The organism is Achromobacter colocynthidis (assembly GCF_057334535.1).
In genome coordinates this window covers 106,289-123,873 of record NZ_JBHFIZ010000036.1, presented here as the reverse complement: position 1 = coordinate 123,873, position 17,585 = coordinate 106,289, and the positions used below count along the sequence as shown (strand labels likewise).

At 64.5% G+C, this 17,585-nt stretch carries 17 protein-coding genes, 1 tRNA gene and 1 riboswitch; of the genes, 9 read left to right on the top strand and 9 right to left on the bottom strand.

Annotated features, from left to right (window positions below; translation table 11 throughout):
* The first annotated feature begins 130 nt into the window (after window positions 1–130).
* From ACE04A_RS19395 to ACE04A_RS19380, 4 genes are read left to right on the top strand one after another with little or no spacing between them, the layout of a single operon-like run.
* Window positions 131–1,318, top strand: a complete 1,188-nt coding sequence (locus ACE04A_RS19395) for an NAD(P)/FAD-dependent oxidoreductase (RefSeq protein ID WP_448717159.1) — start codon at window positions 131–133, stop codon at window positions 1,316–1,318.
* Window positions 1,319–1,322: 4 nt separating this feature from the next.
* Entirely contained in the window at window positions 1,323–1,979 is a 657-nt protein-coding gene (locus tag ACE04A_RS19390; protein WP_448717157.1) for a HutD/Ves family protein, read from the top strand.
* A 58-nt stretch (window positions 1,980–2,037) separates the two neighbouring features.
* Window positions 2,038–2,787, top strand: a complete 750-nt coding sequence (locus ACE04A_RS19385) for an electron transfer flavoprotein subunit beta/FixA family protein (protein ID WP_279994528.1) — start codon at window positions 2,038–2,040, stop codon at window positions 2,785–2,787.
* Window positions 2,787–3,719, top strand: a complete 933-nt coding sequence (locus ACE04A_RS19380; RefSeq protein ID WP_448717155.1) for an electron transfer flavoprotein subunit alpha/FixB family protein — start codon at window positions 2,787–2,789, stop codon at window positions 3,717–3,719. The genes ACE04A_RS19385 and ACE04A_RS19380 overlap by 1 nt, the downstream gene beginning before the upstream one ends.
* A gap of 39 nt (window positions 3,720–3,758) precedes the next feature.
* Here the strand turns inward: ACE04A_RS19380 and ACE04A_RS19375 are convergent, their stop codons facing one another.
* Window positions 3,759–4,772, bottom strand: coding sequence for a LysR family transcriptional regulator (locus tag ACE04A_RS19375; RefSeq protein ID WP_127184213.1), 1,014 nt, complete (start codon window positions 4,770–4,772; stop codon window positions 3,759–3,761).
* Between the two features lie 76 nt (window positions 4,773–4,848).
* Window positions 4,849–5,652 carry an N-formylglutamate deformylase gene (gene hutG / locus ACE04A_RS19370; protein WP_050447943.1) on the bottom strand — a complete coding sequence of 268 codons (804 nt, stop codon included), beginning with the start codon at window positions 5,650–5,652 and terminating at the stop codon, window positions 4,849–4,851.
* Between the two features lie 309 nt (window positions 5,653–5,961).
* Between hutG and ACE04A_RS19365 the strand changes: the two genes are divergently transcribed.
* The 3 genes from ACE04A_RS19365 to ACE04A_RS19355 all read left to right on the top strand — a co-directional run bounded on the left by ACE04A_RS19365 (window position 5,962) and on the right by ACE04A_RS19355 (window position 8,063).
* Complete coding sequence (locus ACE04A_RS19365) at window positions 5,962–6,645, top strand: MarC family NAAT transporter (protein ID WP_279994534.1); 684 nt, start codon at window positions 5,962–5,964, stop codon at window positions 6,643–6,645.
* Window positions 6,632–7,675 carry an Lnb N-terminal periplasmic domain-containing protein gene (locus ACE04A_RS19360; RefSeq protein WP_448717154.1) on the top strand — a complete coding sequence of 348 codons (1,044 nt, stop codon included), beginning with the start codon at window positions 6,632–6,634 and terminating at the stop codon, window positions 7,673–7,675. The genes ACE04A_RS19365 and ACE04A_RS19360 overlap by 14 nt, the downstream gene beginning before the upstream one ends.
* 163 nt (window positions 7,676–7,838) lie before the next feature.
* The gene (locus ACE04A_RS19355; RefSeq protein ID WP_279994536.1) at window positions 7,839–8,063 is read left to right on the top strand and encodes a hypothetical protein; all 225 of its coding nucleotides are present in this window, start codon (window positions 7,839–7,841) and stop codon (window positions 8,061–8,063) included.
* A 177-nt stretch (window positions 8,064–8,240) separates the two neighbouring features.
* Here ACE04A_RS19355 and ACE04A_RS19350 read toward each other — a convergent pair whose 3' ends face one another.
* The 3 genes from ACE04A_RS19350 to ACE04A_RS19340 all read right to left on the bottom strand — a co-directional run bounded on the left by ACE04A_RS19350 (window position 8,241) and on the right by ACE04A_RS19340 (window position 11,850).
* Window positions 8,241–9,377 (bottom strand): porin, encoded by a 1,137-nt coding sequence (locus ACE04A_RS19350; protein ID WP_259248908.1) that lies wholly within the window; start codon window positions 9,375–9,377, stop codon window positions 8,241–8,243.
* A 398-nt stretch (window positions 9,378–9,775) separates the two neighbouring features.
* Window positions 9,776–11,062 (bottom strand): LLM class flavin-dependent oxidoreductase, encoded by a 1,287-nt coding sequence (locus ACE04A_RS19345; RefSeq protein WP_485820412.1) that lies wholly within the window; start codon window positions 11,060–11,062, stop codon window positions 9,776–9,778.
* 5 nt (window positions 11,063–11,067) lie between these two features.
* Window positions 11,068–11,850, bottom strand: coding sequence for a 3-oxoacyl-ACP reductase (locus ACE04A_RS19340; RefSeq protein WP_259248904.1), 783 nt, complete (start codon window positions 11,848–11,850; stop codon window positions 11,068–11,070).
* A 106-nt stretch (window positions 11,851–11,956) separates the two neighbouring features.
* Window positions 11,957–12,061, top strand: a riboswitch (TPP riboswitch).
* A gap of 101 nt (window positions 12,062–12,162) precedes the next feature.
* Here ACE04A_RS19340 and ACE04A_RS19335 point away from each other — a divergent pair.
* Window positions 12,163–13,614 carry a sodium:solute symporter family protein gene (locus tag ACE04A_RS19335; RefSeq protein ID WP_259248902.1) on the top strand — a complete coding sequence of 484 codons (1,452 nt, stop codon included), beginning with the start codon at window positions 12,163–12,165 and terminating at the stop codon, window positions 13,612–13,614.
* Window positions 13,615–13,694: 80 nt separating this feature from the next.
* Here ACE04A_RS19335 and ACE04A_RS19330 read toward each other — a convergent pair.
* The 4 genes from ACE04A_RS19330 to ACE04A_RS19315 all read right to left on the bottom strand — a co-directional run bounded on the left by ACE04A_RS19330 (window position 13,695) and on the right by ACE04A_RS19315 (window position 15,792).
* Window positions 13,695–13,770 (bottom strand) — tRNA-Ala (locus tag ACE04A_RS19330).
* A 68-nt stretch (window positions 13,771–13,838) separates the two neighbouring features.
* Window positions 13,839–14,621, bottom strand: coding sequence for an exodeoxyribonuclease III (gene xth, locus ACE04A_RS19325; protein WP_259248900.1), 783 nt, complete (start codon window positions 14,619–14,621; stop codon window positions 13,839–13,841).
* Between the two features lie 178 nt (window positions 14,622–14,799).
* A complete protein-coding gene (locus ACE04A_RS19320; RefSeq protein ID WP_448717150.1) occupies window positions 14,800–14,976 on the bottom strand; it encodes a hypothetical protein in 177 nt (58 codons plus the stop codon).
* Window positions 14,977–14,988: 12 nt separating this feature from the next.
* Window positions 14,989–15,792: a FadR/GntR family transcriptional regulator gene (locus ACE04A_RS19315; RefSeq protein ID WP_485820411.1), complete on the bottom strand. Its 804-nt coding sequence runs from the start codon at window positions 15,790–15,792 to the stop codon at window positions 14,989–14,991.
* Between the two features lie 330 nt (window positions 15,793–16,122).
* Here ACE04A_RS19315 and ACE04A_RS19310 point away from each other — a divergent pair, with 330 nt between their 5' ends.
* Window positions 16,123–17,559, top strand: a complete 1,437-nt coding sequence (locus tag ACE04A_RS19310; RefSeq protein ID WP_485813811.1) for an aldehyde dehydrogenase family protein — start codon at window positions 16,123–16,125, stop codon at window positions 17,557–17,559.
* Window positions 17,560–17,585 lie beyond the last annotated feature (26 nt).

Here is a 17,585-nt window from a genome sequence, read left to right as displayed (position 1 = left end):
GCGCTTAAGCAATCTGCTTTTGTCACGCCCTGTTCTTGCGGCGCTTTTATTAAGTATTCGCGATGCTTATATTGCGATCGGCCCACTAACGCAGGTTCACACTCGCGCCACTTGTCCTTGGAGCCTTGTCGTGAAAAGTTATGACGTGATCGTGATTGGTGCCGGCGTGATCGGCAGTTCGGTGGCGTTCCACCTGGCGGAGCTGGGCGCGAAGAACGTGCTGGTGCTGGACCGCGCGACCATCGGCGCGGGCACGACCTCGCAGTCGTCCGGCATTTTGCGCACCCATTATTCGGTGCGCGAAAACGTGGAGCTGGCGCAGCGTTCCTGGAACGTGTTCAACCACTTCGCCAGCTACGTCGGTGACGACGAAGCGTCCTGCGGCCTGGTCAAGTGCGGTTATCTGATCACCGCCGCCGACGACGACAAGCTGGCGCCCTTGCAGAGCGCGCTGGACCAGCAGCGTGAACAAGGCATTGCGCTGGAATTGCTGAACCCCGCCCAGGCCCGCGAGCTGCTGCCCATTGCCTCGTTCGACAACGCCGCGCTGATCGGCTTTGAACCGGAAGCAGGCTTTGCCGACGCCTATCTGGTGGCCACCAGCTTCGCGCGCGGCGCCCGCCGCCGGGGCGTGACCATCCGCGAAAACGTGGACGTGAAAAAACTGCTGGTGGAAAACGGCCGCGTGGTGGGCGTGTCCACCTCTGACGGCGATTACGCCAGCCCCGTGGTGATCAGCACGCAGAACATCTGGACCTCCGAACTGGCGGGCTGGACCGGCGTGGCCATGCCGGTCGTGCCTGAGCGCCACGCGGTGCTGGCGCTGGAATGCGACGCCGCGCCCTATACCTATTCCATGCCGGTCTTCAAGGACCTGGCCTCGCCCGGCATGCTGTATTGCCGCAGCTATGGCGGCAACCAGATGCTGGTCAGCGAAGGCATCGTGGGCGAGGCGCTGCAAAACTGCGACGCCGAGCAAGGCGATATTCCGCTGGACTATGTGGCCGAAGTGGGCGAGCAGGTCGCGACGCGCTTTCCCGCCTACGAGACGGCGGGCCTGGCCTCGTCGTGGACGGGCGTGTACGACGTCACCCCGGACTGGAACCCGGTGCTGGGCCGCGTCCCGGGCGTGCAGGGCCTGATCGTGGGCTTCGGGTTTTCAGGCCACGGCTTCAAGCTGTCGCCAACCGTGGGCCGCGTGCTGGCGCAGGAAGCGCTGGGGCTGGCCACGGACGTGTCGCTCAAGCCTTATGACATCGGCCGCTTTGCCAGCGGTGCGTTGCTGACCGGCAAGTACGGCCTTGGCGCCGTCTCGTAACGCGATGCGCCCGCTGCACGCAAGCTGGTTGGCCGTTACGCCTGAACCCTGGAAGAACGGCGGCGGCGTCACGCGCACGTTGTCGGTGGATGCCGCCCAGCAACCGCCGCGCTGGCGGGTGAGCGTGGCGGACATCGATCGCGACGGGCCGTATTCCCGCTTCCCGGGCTATGACCGCGTATCGGTGGTGTTGACGGGCGGCGGTGTGGAGCTGGTTGCGGAGGGGGCGGATGTGGCCGACGTTGCCGATGCCGAGCGCATCACGCTTGTACCCGGTGTGGCCACGGCCTTCGCGGGCGATGCGGGATTTCAATCGCGCCTGTTGAATGGGCCGGTGCGCGTGCTGAACCTGTTTGTGTTGCGCGGCGCGGCGGTGGCCAGCGTCTTGTGCGTGGGCGGCGGGCAGTCTGCGGTACAGGCGGGCGGGCTGGCGCAAGCCAGCGCCACGACGCACACGCTGCGTATCGTTGTCGCCGCGCAGGCGGGACGCTTGAACCACCCCGCAGATGCCGGCGTGGCGCTGGCGGCGGGCGACTACATCGTCGGTCCGTCCTGTGACATCGATGCGCGGCAGGCCTTTGCGCCTGCGCAGCCTACGGCACGGAACGGCGTGGCCGCAGCGGTGCTGGATGTGCGCGTGCTAGCGCCTGCTGCCGTCTGACCTGTTCTGTTTTATTCGTTCCATTTGATCCGAAATTCCCTGACCCAGGAGTGTTTGCATGAAGGTATTAACCGCGGTCAAGCGCGTGGTTGACTACAACGTCAAGGTGCGCGTGAAGGCCGATCAAAGCGGTGTGGACATCGGCAACGTCAAGATGTCGATGAACCCGTTCGATGAAATCGCCGTCGAGGCGGCCGTGCGCCTGAAAGAGCAGGGCGTGGCGACGGAGGTTGTCGCCGTGTCTTGCGGCCCCGCGCAATCGCAGGAGACGCTGCGCACGGCGCTGGCCATTGGCGCCGACCGTGGCGTGCTGGTGCAGACCGACGCCGCGCTGCAACCGCTGGCCGTCGCCAAGCTGCTGCGCGCCGTGGTGCAGAAAGAACAGCCCGCGCTGGTGATTTTGGGCAAACAGGCCATTGATGATGACGCCTGCCAGACGGGCCAGATGCTGGCCGCGCTGTTGGGCTGGCCGCAAGCCACCAACGCCAGCGCCATCGAGATCGACGGCGGCACGGCGCGTGTCACGCGCGAAGTGGACGGCGGCCTGGAAGTGCTGCACCTGACGCTGCCCGCCATCGTGACGGCCGACTTGCGCTTGAACGAACCGCGCTACGTCACGCTGCCCAACATCATGAAAGCAAAGAAAAAGCCGGTGGACATCGACACGCCCGAGGGCTTGGGCGTGGACCCCGCGTCGCGCCTGTCGACCTTGCGCGTGGAAGAGCCCGCGGCGCGCGCGCCCGGCATCAAGGTGGCCGATGTGGCCGCGCTGGTCGACAAACTGAAGAACGAAGCCAAGGTGATCTGATGACGGTCCTAGTTATTGCCGAACACGACAACCACACCCTGAATAGCGGCACGCGCAACGCCGTTACCGCTGGCGCCAAGCTGGGCATGCCGATCCATGTGCTGGTGGCGGGCGCGGGCGCGCAGGCCGTGGCGCAAGCCGCCGCGCGCATCGCGGGCGTGCAGAAAGTGCTGCTGGCGGACGCACCGCATCTGGCCGACGGCCTGGCCGAGAACCTGGCGGCGCAAGCGGTCGCCGCGGCCGTGGATGTCTACACCCATGTGTTCATGGCTGCCACCACGCAGGGCAAGAGCGTGGCCCCGCGCATTGCCGCGCTGCTGGATGTGGAGCAGGTGTCGGACGTGATCGAGGTGCTGGCGCGCGACACGTTCAAGCGCCCCATCTACGCGGGCAACGCCATTGCTACGGTAAAAAGCGGCTATGCCGTCGTGGTGGCGACGATCCGCCCCACCGCATTCGATGCGGCGGCCGAGGACGGCGGCAATGCCGCGATCGAACCCATTGCCGCCGTGGCCGACCTGGGCCTTACGCAATTCAAGCGCCGAGACATCGCCGCGTCGGAACGGCCCGAACTGGGCGGTGCGCGCGTGGTGGTGTCGGGCGGGCGCGGGCTGGGCAGCGCCGAACATTTCAAGCTGCTGGACCCGCTGGCCGAAAAGCTGGGCGCGGCGCTGGGCGCCTCGCGCGCGGCGGTGGACGCGGGCTATGCGCCCAACGACTGGCAGGTGGGGCAGACCGGCAAGATCGTGGCGCCGGCGCTCTACATCGCGGTGGGTATTTCGGGCGCCATCCAGCACCTGGCGGGCATGAAGGATTCCAAGACCATCGTCGCCATCAACAAGGACGGCGATGCGCCGATCTTCGGGGTGGCGGATTATGGCTTGGTGGGAGACCTGTTCGAGGCCGTGCCGACGCTGACCGCGTCACTGTAAGGGCAGTAAGGGCTGTAAGAGCTTAAGCGCCCGCCCGCGTCAACGCCGCATGCTGCGCCAGAGCGTGGCGGGCGGCAGGCCGAGGGCGGGCGCGATGTCTTTCTGGATCAGGCGTTCCACCGCCATCAGGATCACGTCGCGCGCCTCGGTGGGCAGCTTGCCCACCTCTTGCTGGCGCGAGGCCAGGTATAGCGTGCGCGACAGGCCGGGATCGTCGGCGCGCGTCACGCCCAGATACGGCGCCAGCGGCAGCACCCGCAACTGGTCCACGAAATGGCGCGACTGCCAGATGCACAGCGGCGTGCTGATCGCAAAGCCGATGCCCGCCGTGACCAGGCTGAGCAGCGGGTCCGTGTTGTCGAATTCGAAGGTGCGTTCGATCATCACGTCGTGCGCTTCGATCAGGCGGTCGATTTCCGCGCCGATGAATGAACGCGCGCTGTAGCGGATGAACTGCATGCGCTTGCCCAGGTCTTTCAACGAGCCGATCTTGTCCACGTCCAGCGTGCGCGGCACGATCAGCACATAGGGTTCGCTGAACAGGCTGATCTTGCGGATGGTGGGCTTGCCCGCTACGGCGCTGGTGGTGACGACAAGGTCCAGTTGCCGGTCTTCCAGTTGCTTGTCCAGCACGGGCGTAATGCCCGACCACAAACGAATCTGGCGCGACGCGCCGGACAGGCCATGGATCAAGGTCGGCCCCAAGGTGCCGGCAAAGGAATCCACGCAGCCGAAGCGCACGATGTTGCGCTTGGCGCGGCTCAGGTTGCGCACGCTTTCCGTCATGTCGCCGGCTTGCGCCAATAGGCGCGCGGCGTGATCGAACAGCAGTTCGCCCGCTGGGGTCGGCCGGGCCGGGCGCGTGCTGCGGTCCAGCAGCTCGGTCGACATGGCGGCTTCGAGTTGCTTGACCCGCTGCGACACCGCCGCCTGCGACAGGCCCAGCAGGCGCGCCGCGCCGGACACCGACGCGGCTTCCACCACCGCCACCCAGGTCAACAGCAGGCTCCATTCCGGATAGTTTTCCGTCGTGCTGAAGGAAAAGCGGTTCATGGCCTGGGTTGTCCTGGATACGGTGGAGGAAAGGCTGGCGCTTGGCGTTTATCGCTTAGCGCTTAGCGCTTGGTGCTTAGCGCTGGCGCGCCGTGGTCTGCTCCAGCGCGGCCCGCACCATGGCTTCGACCACCGGGATGACGCGGCCGGCCAGGTCGGGGCGATAGCCGTAGGGATGCGTTTCGTCCATGTAGGTGGACTGGCACATTTCCAGTTGGATGGCATGTACGTTGTCGGCCGGCGAGCCATAGTGGCGCGTGATGTAGCCGCCCTTGAAGCGGCCATTGACGGCCCAGGTGTAGTCGGTGCAAGGGTCCAGTTGCGCCTGGACGGCGGCCAGGATGTCGGGCGCGCAGGCGGCGCCGTCGGACGTGCCGATGTTCAAGTCGGGCAGCTTGCCGTCGAACAGGCGCGGCAACACGCTGGCGATGGAATGCGCTTCCCACAGCAGCACGGTGCCGTGCTCGGCCTTGATGCGGTCGATTTCGCTGCGCAGTTGCGCGTGGTACGGCTGCCAATAGGTCTGCAAGCGCTGCGCGCGTTCGGCGTCGGTCAGCACGGCGTCGTCCTGGTAGAGCGCATCGCCACGGAAGGTCTGGGTGGGGCAGAGGCCCGTCTTGGTCTGGCCGGGGTACAGGCTTTCGTCGTTGGGCGGGCGGTTCAGGTCCACCACATAGCGCGAATAGCGCGCGCCGATCACGGAAGCGCCCAGGGCCTGGGCAAATTGGTACAGCGTGTCCAGGTGCCAGTCGGTGTCGCCGGACTGCAAGCCCAAGGGCGTCATTTGCGCGCGCTGCGCATCGGGAATCTGGCTGCCAAGATGGGGAATGGAAATCAGCAGCGGGGCGGTGCCACGGCTGAAATGAAAGAGGTCGCTCAAGGGAAAACTCCGGGTCACAAAATGAATGCGCGGCGGTGGGTGGGCTGACAGGCGCTGCGGGTGGGGCACGATAGCCTCGTGCCGTCTTCGCTGTGCCAGCTATCCCAGCTATCCAGCTATGCTAGGCAGCGCCATCCGCCACGGCAATTGCATCAGTTTAATGGATGTTGATAATCAGAAAGCCTGATGCTGATGGCGCGGGTGGGGCGACACCGGGAAATGGGTAAGGTAGAGTGCGCTACACAACGCGCGGCGAAGTCCGCGCTTGTTCTGCCCGCACTATTTACCCGCATTTTTTTCAGGAGTCCCATGATTGATGACCTGATCGAACTGGCCAAGCTCACCAGCCTGGGCCTGGCGCTGATGCTGCCCTTGGCCAACCCCCTGACGTCCATGACCTTGCTGCTGTCGCTAGGCGGGCAGATTCCTTATAAAGAGCGAGAACGCCAGGTGACGCAGGCGGCGTTCTATGTGGTGGGCGTCATGCTGGTGACCTACTACGCGGGCGCGTGGATCATGCACACGTTCGGCATCTCGATTCCGGGCCTGCGCATCGCGGGCGGGCTGATCGTGGTCAGCATCGGGTTCAGCATGCTGTTTCCGCCGGCGGAACCTCGCACGCTGGCCGCGGAAGCAGCGGCCGACGCCCAAACCCGGCAGGTGCCCAACATTGCGTTCGTGCCGCTGGCGCTGCCCGGCACGGCGGGGCCCGGCACCATCGCCATGATCATCAGCGGCGCGGCCTCGGTGGATGCCTCCATTACGCCGCAATACCCCGAGTGGGTGGTGGTCGTCACCCCCGTCATCGTCTTCGTCTTGCTGGGCGTGCTGTTCTGGGTGTGCCTGCGCTCGGCGGGCCGTATCGTCGCCGTGATCGGGCAGAGCGGCGTCGAAGCCATCTCGCGCGTGATGGGCTTTTTGCTGGTGTGCATGGGGGTCCAGTTCGTCATCAACGGCGTGCTGGAAATCGTGAGCCAGCATGGCGGTGGCTAGGCCGGTGGGGCAGGGCGGCTTGCGCCGAGGGTTGGCCGTGGCAGGACGGGTGTTGTTGACGCTGCTGCTGGCCGCGTCCGCCGTGTGGGGCTGCTTGGCACTGGCCTATCAAGCGCCTGGCGGCGCGTGGGGCAAGGGGGCCGCGGGCCTGGTGTGGACCGCGTTATGCGTGGGCGCCGTGCTGGCGCTGTGGTGCAAAACGCGGTGGCGCGCAAGCCGGTGGCGGCGGCAAGCGGGGTGGGCCTACGTGATCGGGTTGGCGCTGCTGTGCGGTTGGTGGCAGACCCTGGCGCCAAGCAATGACCGCATCTGGGCCGACGACGTGGCGAAGATGCTGCGCGGCACCGTGCAGGGCTCAACGGTCACGCTTGAAAACGTCCGCAATTTCGACTGGCGCGCGGACGACGACTACACCGTGCGCTGGGAAACGCGGCAGTACGATCTGGACCAGCTTGAGTCCGTGGACATGGCGCTGTCGTATTGGGCAGGCCCCGCCATCGCGCACACGCTGGTTTCCTTCGGCTTTTCCGACGGGCGGCACGTGGTGTTCTCGGTTGAAATCCGCAAGGAACGCGGCGAACAGTTCTCGGAGATTGGCGGATTCTTCAAGCAGTTCGAACTGAGCGTGGTGGCCGCCGAAGAGCGCGACATTCTGTATGTGCGCGCCGGGCCGCGCGGCGAAAGAGTTTACCTGTATCCGGTGCGCATGCCCGAGCGCGCCATGCGTGAACTGTTCCTGTCTTACGTGAATACCGCCAACACGCTGGTCACAACGCCCCGGTTCTATCACACGGTCACCGCCAATTGCACGACGCTGGTCTACCACATGGTGAACGCGATTGTGCCGGGCTTGCCGCTGGATCACAGGCTGTTGCTGTCGGGCTATCTGCCCGAGTACCTATACGAGCAGGGCGGGTTGGACGACAGCGTGGCCTTGGAAGAACTGCGCAAGCGCGCTTCGGTCGGCCCTCTTACCGCGCCGGAAGAGGACCCCGTCGCGTTTTCCAGGCGTATCCGGCAGCAGCCATGACGTGTTTCTCTGAGTTACGGAACAGTGTTTTCCACCCGGGAAACGGCCAATTTCGCTGGTTTTGTGCGGTACAGTAGCTGCCAAATACGCCGTATGTGAGTTTTTCGCACACGATTTTTCGTCTGGTTTCCAAGCCGGAATGTTCTTCAAGGAGGGGCGTCAGATGTCCTGGCCAACCCTGGTTATTGCAAGCGTTGCACTGATCGCTTTTGCCGCTGTGTTGTTGCGCCACCCCGGCGTCGTCCTTTACGACTGGTTCGCTGCGCGCAGAGTCGCCCGCATTGCCACCCGTACTGCCGCCCGCATTGCCGCCACCCGCGCGACAGGCGCGCCCCGCGCAACGGCGCACGCCGCCAAGCGTGTCGAACCCGCGCCGTCGGTCAGCTAGCCCTCCGCAGCGAGGCGCTCCCGCTAGTCTCCCGCAGCGAATCTCCCGCGCCCGCTTTCATTAGCGCCGCCGCGTCTGTTTCCCCACACCAGATAAAAAAAGGCCATCCGATCACGGATGGCCTAAGTACAGATAGGCCGCCCCGACTCTGCTCAGCAGGGGCGGCCCGCAGCCTGTTTAGAAGCGATGGCGGATGCCGGCGCCAACAGTGCTGATCTTGTTGCCGTTGATGAAGGCGGCGCCGTCGGCGTAGGAAGCCAGGGCGTACAGGTTGGTGCGCTTGGACAGGTCGTACGTGTAGCCGACGCTGTAGATGTCCATGGCGTACAGGTTCTTGTTCGGGTCAGCACGCTGCCACGACGCGAAGATGTTGCTGGCCGCGCCGATCGGGGCGCTCACGCCAACCATGTACGAGTTGATGCGCAGGCCGTCCCAGGTGAAGCGGCCGTTGGTGAAGCCTTGGCCTTGGGCCGTGCCACCGGCTTGCTGGCGGCCACCCATCAGCGAAAAGTCTTGTCCGGCGAAGACGCCGTCTTCGGAACGGCCATAAGCCAGCGACAGCTTGATGACTTCGAAGTCGTAAGCGCCACCGATGATGAACTGCTGCGGTTGCGGCTGGTTCGGCTTGCGGTATTGCACGTCATAGGACAGGGCAAGCTTCAGGGGGCCGTTGTCGTAGCGCACGCCGGCCGTCCAGGCGCGGTTGTTTTCCTTGGTCTTGAAGCCGGTCGGGCCTTCGACGTCGTCCGTCGAGAACGAGTAACCGACGCCGCCTTGGAAGCCGCTCCAGACCGGGGTCTGGTACATGACCATGTTGTCGTAGCGAACCGTGTTCGCGGCGCTGAAGGCCAAGCCCATGTTGGCGTTCAGGTAGTCCAGCGCGAACGGATCGATGTCGCCGAAGTACTTGGATGCGATGTTGGTTTGGCGGCCCAGTTCCAGCAGACCAAATTGGTCGCTGTTCAGGCCCACCGTGGCTTGGCGGCCGAACAGGCGGTCACCTTGCGAGCGGTTGCCGTTGTTAGCCGTAAAGCCGCTTTCCAACGTGAAGACCGCCGACAGGCCGTCGCCCAGGTCTTCCGTGCCGCGCAAGCCAAAACGCGAACCGTTCTGGATGCCGTCGTTCATGCCGATCCGGGAGTGGTAGTCGCCGCCATTCACGCCACGGTTTGAATCGGTGGTGCCGACCTTGCCGCGTTGATAGGTCATACCCAAGTCAACGATGCCGTACAAGGTGACGGACGTTTCCGCCTGCGCCGCACCGGCCATGCCAGCCAAAATCGCGCCAACGAGCAAAGTTTTTGTTAGTTTCATATCCACATCCGGTTCTAAGGCTTGCGTTGCCTGCTTTCAGGGGAGTGAAAGCAGCCCAGGCCTCAACAATAGGGAAGGCGGCTCGAAAACATGAAACTGAAAACTACGTAATGGTTCTGGATATACATATTGGGGCCGTATTCAGCTTCGCTCCCTCTGACAGCAGGCTGAAGCAGTAAATATCAGTTACCCCGTTCACATCTAAAAACGGGGCGCGCTATGGCTTGCTTACAACAGTCTGGGCCAAGTCGTGGGGCGGGCAGCCGGCTCGTGTTGCGTCAAGCATTGATCTGATTACGGAAAATGCCGGCCGCCTCGTCGCGTACAAATTGATAAATTGTGTCTGCTATTTCGTTGCGATTTAGACGGAATTCCGCTTGACGGGCGCGCCCGGTCCGTCAGCCCGCGGGCCGCTGCAAACCCAGGTGCCCGCGCAAGTTGCTGTGTTCGTATTCCGTACGGAACAGCCCGCGCCGTTGCAGAACCGGAATGACGTGATCCACGAAATCGTCGATGCCGCCTGGCAATGACGGCGGCATCAGGTTGAACCCATCCGCCCCTTCGTTCTTGAACCAGTGTTCCATCTGGTCGGCAATATGCTCCGGCGTGCCCACCATGGTGCAGTGGCCGCCACCCGCCGCCAGGCGCCCCAGCAATTGGCGCACGGTGGGTTGTTCCGTTTCGATAATCCGCAGAATCGTGGCGTAGCGGCCCTTCGGGCCCTTGAACTCATGCAGGGGCGGCAGCGGCGGCACGGGGGCATCCAGTTCCCACGCGGCGCAATCCTGCAACACAAACGTGCCCAACTGGCGTAACGAGGCATCGCTGGGCAACAACACGTCCAGCTCGCGCTGCTTGGCGCGCGCTTCGGCCTCGGTCGACCCCACATAGGTGACCAGGCCCGGCATGATCGGCACAAAAGCGCTGCGGCCCGCGGCGCGCACTCGCTGCTTGATGTCGCGGTAATAGGCTTGCGCGGCCGGGAGGTCGTAGGCCACGGCGTAGATGGCTTCGGCGCGCCGGGCGGCCAGGTCGCGGCCCTGGTCGGATGCGCCCGCCTGGAACAGCACGGGATGCCCTTGCGGCGGGCGCGGCACGGTCAGCGGGCCGTCCACCAGGAAATGGTCGCCATGGTGGTGGATCTGCCGTACGCGCTCGGGGACGCCGTAGACGCCGTTGCGGTCGATGGCCAGGGCGTCGTCTTGCCACGAGTCGAACAAGCGCAAGGCCACGTCGACGAATTCTTCGGCGCGCGCGTAACGCCAATCGTGGCCGGGCATGGCTTCAAAGCCGTGGTTGCGCGCTTCGGCGTCGAACATGGACGTGACGACGTTCCAGCCCATGCGGCCGCCCGAAATGTGGTCCAGCGACGCCACCATGCGCGCCGCGTGAAAGGGCGTGAAAAAGGTGCTGGACACCGTGCTGATCAAGCCGATGCGATGGGTGGCGCGCGCAATCGCGGCCATGGTCGTAAGCGGTTCCAGGTACCAGCGCGGCCCGTCGCCGATGTTGTCGGTGGACTGCCCGTCGGCAAAGAAAATGGCGTCGAGCTTGCCGCGTTCGGCCGTCTGCGCCAGCGCTTCGTAATAGCCGATATCGCCCAGGCGTTCGGCGGCGGAGTCCGGATGGCGCCACGCGGCGCGGTGGTGCCCGCAGCCGAAGATGAACAGGTTCAGATGCAGCATGGCGATCAATTCTTGACGAGGCCGCCGTCCACGACCAGGTTCTGGCCGGTGACGCTGCGCGACCAGGGGCAGGCGAAGAACAGCACCGCATCGGCGAACTGGTCCGGCGTGGTGACGGCGCGCAAAGGCGTGCTGGCGGCAATCAGGTCGAACACCGCTTCGGGCGTGGCGGCCGATGCATCGGTGGTGCGCAGCAAGCCGCCCGACACCATGTTGACCGTGATGCCATCCGGGCCCAGGTCCTGCGACAGCGTGCGCGTGAACGACAGCAACGCGGCCTTGGCGGCGGTGTAGTCGTGGTACGGCACCACCGGGTTCTGGACCAGGTTGGTGCCGATGTTGATGATGCGGCCGACGCCTGCGCTGCGCATGCCGGGCAACGCGGCCTGCGTGGTGTTCAGCGCGCCGCGCACGCAGCCTTCGATCTGCTGGTTCAGGTTGTCCCAGGTCAGGGTGTCGGCGTGGGGGCGCGCGTCGCCATTGAACTGAAAGGCGGGCAGCGCATTGTTGACCACTGTGGTCACTGGCATGCCGAAGTGGCTTTGCGCCTGCGCGATCATCCCGGCCACGGCGGCGGCGTCGCGCACGTCGGCCTGTACCGCCAACGCCCGGTCGGGCGCGGTGGCGGCCAGCGCCTGGGCGGCATCCGCACTGTTCAGATAATTGATCACCACGCGCGCGCCCTCGCGCAGGAAGGCCCGCGTGATGTGCGCGCCCAATCCACGGGCGCCTCCCGTGACAATAACCAGTTGTTCGTTCAGGGCAGGGGAGCGATGGGCAATGGACATGGTGGGCTCTTCAGTTCACCGGCACGCATGCAAACAGGTGCCGCAAGCGGGCGAACTTAGCACGAATCCATGCGTTGACATTGGCTCGCCGCGACCCTAATCTTGCGGCAATTCCTGGGGGAGCCCGTTTGGGCTGAGATTCCGCGTCATGCGGTAACCCTTTGAACCTGATCCGGGTAATGCCGGCGAAGGGAAGGACATCGCACGGTTCGTGCGCCCTCCCTAGACTTTCATCCATCAGCGGCCCCTGTTTCTCACGGGCCGCCGCGTTGCGCGTCCGGCTGTCGGCCGGGCCAGGGAGGACTGTTTTTCATGCTGACCCAAACCACCGCCTTGTTGTGGCTGCTGCTGTTTTCAGGCGGCTTCGCCGTTGCCAGCGTGCTCTATACCCGTCGCAAGCGCGGCACGCTGGAAGACTACATCGTGGCCCGCAACAGCCAGGGCGCGTTCGGCACCATCCTGACGCTGATGGCGTCAACCCTGGGCGCGTGGATCCTGTTCTCGCCCGCACAGGCCGCCACCTGGGGTGGGCTGGCGGCGGTGATCGGCTATGCGCTGGGGTCCATGTCTCCGCGCCTGGTGATGATTCCGTTGGGGCGGCGCATGCGTGAACTGATTCCGCACGGCCATACCCTGACCGAATTCCTGATGGCGCGCTATGGCCGCCCGATGTACGGGCTGGCGCTATTCATCATGCTGTTCTATCTGTTCATTGCCTTGTCGGCCGAAGTCACGGCGATTGCCAAGCTGGTCACCATGCTGGCGCCCGTGCCGCTGTGGACCACCGCCGCCATCGTGATGGGCACGACGCTGCTTTACACCACCTACGGCGGGCTGCGTTCGTCGATCTTCACCGACCAAGTGCAGATGATGGTCATCGTGCCGTTGCTGGTGATCCTGTGCGTGGTGGGCTGGCAGGCGGCGGGCGGCGCGCTGCCCACCATCGAAGCGTTGCAAGCCCGCGCGCCCCAATTGCTGGATTTGACGGACCCCGTGGGCGTGAAGGCGGGCCTGACGTTCTTCGTGGCAATCCTGTTGACCGGCATCTTCCATCAGGGCAATTGGCAGCGCATCTACGCCGCGAAAGACGCGCGGTCGATGCGCAATGGTTTCCTGCTGGGCGGTATTCTTGCCGCGCCGTTCATCTTCTTGATGGGTCTCTTCGGCCTGGCGTTCGTGGGCCTGGCGCCGCAGGGCGATAGCTCTGTCGCGCTGTTCAGCGTCATCATGCCGCACGCGCCGGCCTGGTTCGTGATTGCCTTGATTCCGCTGGGCCTGGCGCTGGTCATGAGCACGGCCGACACGGCGATCAGCGCGGTGTCCAGCATCGTGGCGGTGGACATGCGCCGCCTGATGCCTCACGCCAATGGCCGCGACATGAAGCGACTGGCCCGCTGGGCCGTGCTGCTGCTGGCGATTCCCGTGATGATCGTGGCCTCGCAAGGCTACAGCGTGTTGTATCTATTTTTGCTGGCCGACCTGCTGTGCTCGGCCGCGGCGTTTCCGGTTTTCTACGGCCTGTTCAGCCGCAAGCATGATGGCGCGACGGCCACCACGGCAACGGCGGCGGGCCTGGCGGTAGGGCTGTTCTTCTTCCCGGCGCCGGGCGACAAGCCCACGTTCTTGCTGGAATCGTTTTTGCTGGCGGCGTTCGTGCCGGTTGTGGTGACGGTGCTGATGCGCCTGGCACGCCGTGGGGTAAAGGAGTTTGATTTGTCGACGCTGAGCGCGGCGGTGCGGCGGCTGGATAAGGATGCGGTTTGAGTACGCGGTCCGTGTAGCCCCCCAAAAACAAAAAAGCCTTGGAACACATGTTGGTGTCCAAGGCTTTTCCGTCTGGTGTTTGGTGGAGCGGAGGAGGATCGAACTCCCGACCTTCGCATTGCGAACGCGACGCTCTCCCAGCTGAGCTACCGCCCCAATGAAGCAAGAGCAAAACTATACCTGAACTTCAAAGCGCCGCGCAATACGGCGCTGGGCAATTATTTTCAGACGAATTCCAGCGTGGCCACGACCGGCGCGTGGTCCGACGGCTGCTCGTTGCGGCGCGGTTCCTTGTCAATGACGCAGGCCACGCAGCGCTTGACCAGCGGCGCGGACAGCAGCACGTGGTCGATCCGCAGGCCGGCGTTGCGACGGAAGGCGAATTGCCGGTAGTCCCACCACGAAAACGACTTCTCCGGCTGCTCGAACAAGCGGAAGGAATCGGTCAGGCCCAAGTCGAGCAAGGCGCGCAAGGCGGCGCGTTCGGGCTCGGACACCAGCACCTGGCCTTCCCATTTTTCGGGGTTGTGTACGTCTTCATCGGCGGGCGCGACGTTGTAGTCGCCCAGCACGGCCAGACGCGGAAACTGCTTGATCTCGTCGGCCAGCCAATTGCGCATGGCGTCAAACCACGCCAGCTTGTAGATGTACTTGTCCGAATCCACCGACTGCCCGTTGGGGCAATACGCGCACACCACGCGCACATCGCCTTCAGGGCTGGGAAAGGTCAGTGCCAGCACGCGCTGCTGCGGGTCTTCATAGCCGGGGATGTTGCGCACCATCGTCGTGCCCGGCACCCGCGACACGATCGCCACGCCGTTATACGTCTTCTGGCCCGCCCAGACGGCGTGGTAGCCGGCTTCCTTGAAAGCCGCCTCGGGAAACTTGTCGTCCGTCAGCTTCAGTTCCTGGATGCACAGTACGTCAACCGGATTGGCCGCCAGCCAATCCAGCACCTGCTGCAGGCGTACGTTCAAGGAATTCACGTTCCAGGTGGCGAGTTTCATATCTTTCGTAGACCGTTTGTTTATGCGGTTCTCAGGGGTGCTGCCTTCCAAAAAACCGATCTAGCTTCAAATCTGGCTACTCATCCGTGGCGTGGTTGGCGGGCGCCATGGAGAAGGCCAGATGATACCTGCTCATGCTGCATTCGATCAGCGCCTGAACGCTGGCCGCGGCATTCGCTCAATGGGGGATGGGGGTCTTTTTCGGAGTTACGTCGGTCTTCGGGCTGTGGATCTTCATCTGCTTGAACTCGGCCATGCTGAGTTCATAGGTGTCCGGGTCTGCGGCGATGCCACGATTGATGGCTTCGTCCTCTTCCTGAGTGGGAACAATCGTTCCTTGCTTAAGCTTCGGCATACTTCACCCTGATCAACTCTCCGAGCCGCTGTTCAGCATCCGGCTCTTCGCTTTTTCAATATGGGCGCGCATGACGTTGCGGGCGCCGTCGGCGTCTTGGTCCTGGATCAGGCGGTAGATGTGGCGGTGTTCGTCGATGGCGGCGCGGGTGCGCTTCCAGGGTTCGCTGTGTACCAGGTGACGCATGACGTTGACGGCGTGGCTGACGTCGTATTCCAGCGACTTCAACACTTGCACGAAGCGCTGGTTGCTGGTGGCGGTGGCGATGGCGCGGTGAAAGCCGTAGTCGTAATGGTGGGCGATGGCCCCCGATGCGTCGGCCTCTTCGTAGCCGGTCAGCATGCGGTCCATCTCGCGCAGGTCGTCGCTGCTGCGGCGCAGGGCGGCCAGGTAGGCGCATTCGGGTTCGATCACCATGCGTAGTTCCAGGCCTTCCAGGATGTGGCCGACGCGGCGTGCCGGGGCGACGGCGGGCATGCCGCCCATCAGGTCGGGCTTGGCGCGGACGTAGGAACCCGAGCCTCGGATGGAATCCACCAACTGGTCTTCGCGCAAGCGGTCCAGCGCCTGCCGGACCACCGGGCGGGACACCTCGAACAGCGCGGCCAGTTCCAATTCGGTGGGCAGCTTGTTGCCGGGGGCGATCTTGCCGGTGGCAATCGCGTAGAACAGGCTTTCATAGACGCGCTCGGCAAAGCGCTCGGCGCGCACATAGCCCAAGCCCGACGCCACGTCTGCCAGCACGTCCAGTTCGGGACGGGGGCGCGAGGCGGATTCCAGCAGGGAATCCAGTTGGGGGTCACGCACATCGCTCATTGGCGCGTTCCTGAAGAGGTTGAAAAAATCCGAAGGTTGTCAGTCGCCATGACAGAAATCGCGGGTGGCAAACCGGCAGGCAGAGGCTTGATATCTAAGGGATTACCCGAAGTCGACGCCAAAAATCCTGAAGCTTAGGAAGAAAGCTGTCAATTCAATTGACAAGTTAGGGGGGCTCCCTTAATTTGCTTTCAGACGTTTGCCACGGGCGTTAACCCCCAGGCGTTTGCCTCGGGCGCTTGCCACCCGGCACTCAGCACATCGCATCACTCACATCGCCCGCGCCTTGACGCGCACCCCAGGCCATTCGGCCGCTACTTTACTCCGCACATCGTGACTCAGAAGAACTTTATCGCCAACCAATGGGTGGCCGCCGCCACCGGTGAAACCATCCCCGTCCTGAACCCGTCCGACGGCAAGCCCTTCGAGTCGATCGCCCGCTCGGGCGAGGCGGATGTCGACCGCGCGGTGCAGGCCGCCCGCCAGGCATTCGAAGGCGAGTGGGGCCAGATGGCGCCCGCTTTGCGCAGCCGCCTGTTGATGAAGATTGCCTTCGCGCTGCTGGATCGGCAGGAAGAGTTGGCCCAACTGGAATCCGCCGACACGGGCAAGCCCATCAAGCAGGCGCGTGCCGACGCCGCCGCCGTGGCGCGCTATTTCGAGTTCTATGCCGGCGCCGTCGACAAGCTGCATGGCGAGACCATTCCCTACACCCCGGGCTTCACCGTGTTGACCGTGCGCGAGGCGCATGGCGTTACCGGCCATATCGTGCCCTGGAACTACCCGCTGCAAATCTTTGGCCGCAGCGTGGGCGCGGCGCTGGCCGCGGGCAATGCCTGCGTGGTCAAGCCCGCCGAAGATGCGTGCCTGTCGCTGTTGAAGCTGGCCGAGATTGCCGCCGAAGTGGGCCTGCCGGCAGGCGCCCTGAACATCGTGACCGGCTATGGCCATGAAGCCGGCGCCGCCTTGTCCGCGCATCCCGGTATCGACCACATCTCGTTCACGGGTTCGCCGCAGACGGGCAAGATGGTGGCCCACGCCGCCGCCGACAATCACGTGCCGGTCACCCTGGAACTGGGTGGCAAGTCGCCGCAGATCGTGTTTGACGACGCCGACCTGGACGCCGCCTTGCCCGTGCTGCTGGCCGCCATCATTCAGAACGCCGGACAGACCTGCTCGGCGGGCAGCCGCGTGCTGATTCAGCGCGGCGTGTACGAAACCGTATTGAAGCGTTTGTCGGAGGCGTTCGCGGCCACGGTGACCGGCCCCGCCGCGCAAGATCTGGACGTGGGCCCGCTGATCAGCGGCCGTCAGCAGGACCGCGTGCGCGGCTTCCTGGCCGAAGCCGAAGCCGAAGGGCTGAAAGTGGCCGCGCGCGGCACGCTGAAGGAAGGCGCGCCCGAAGCGGGCTATTACCAGCCGCCCGTGCTGTTCCGCGACGTGCCGCCCAACAGCCGCCTGGCGCAGGAAGAAGTGTTTGGCCCGGTGCTGGCCGCCATGGTGTTCGACACCGAGGAAGAGGCGCTGGAAATCGCCAACGGCACGCTGTACGGCCTGGTGGCCGGTGTCTGGACGCGCGACGGCGGCCGTCAGATGCGCCTGGCTCGCAAGCTGCGCGCCGGCCAGGTCTTCGTGAACAACTACGGCGCCGGCGGCGGCGTGGAACTGCCTTTCGGCGGGTCGCGCCAGTCGGGTTACGGCCGCGAAAAGGGCTTCGAAGCGTTGTACGGCTTCACCACCTTGAAGACCATCGCCATCCGTCATTGATGGCAGGGCGGGTGGGGGTGGCCACC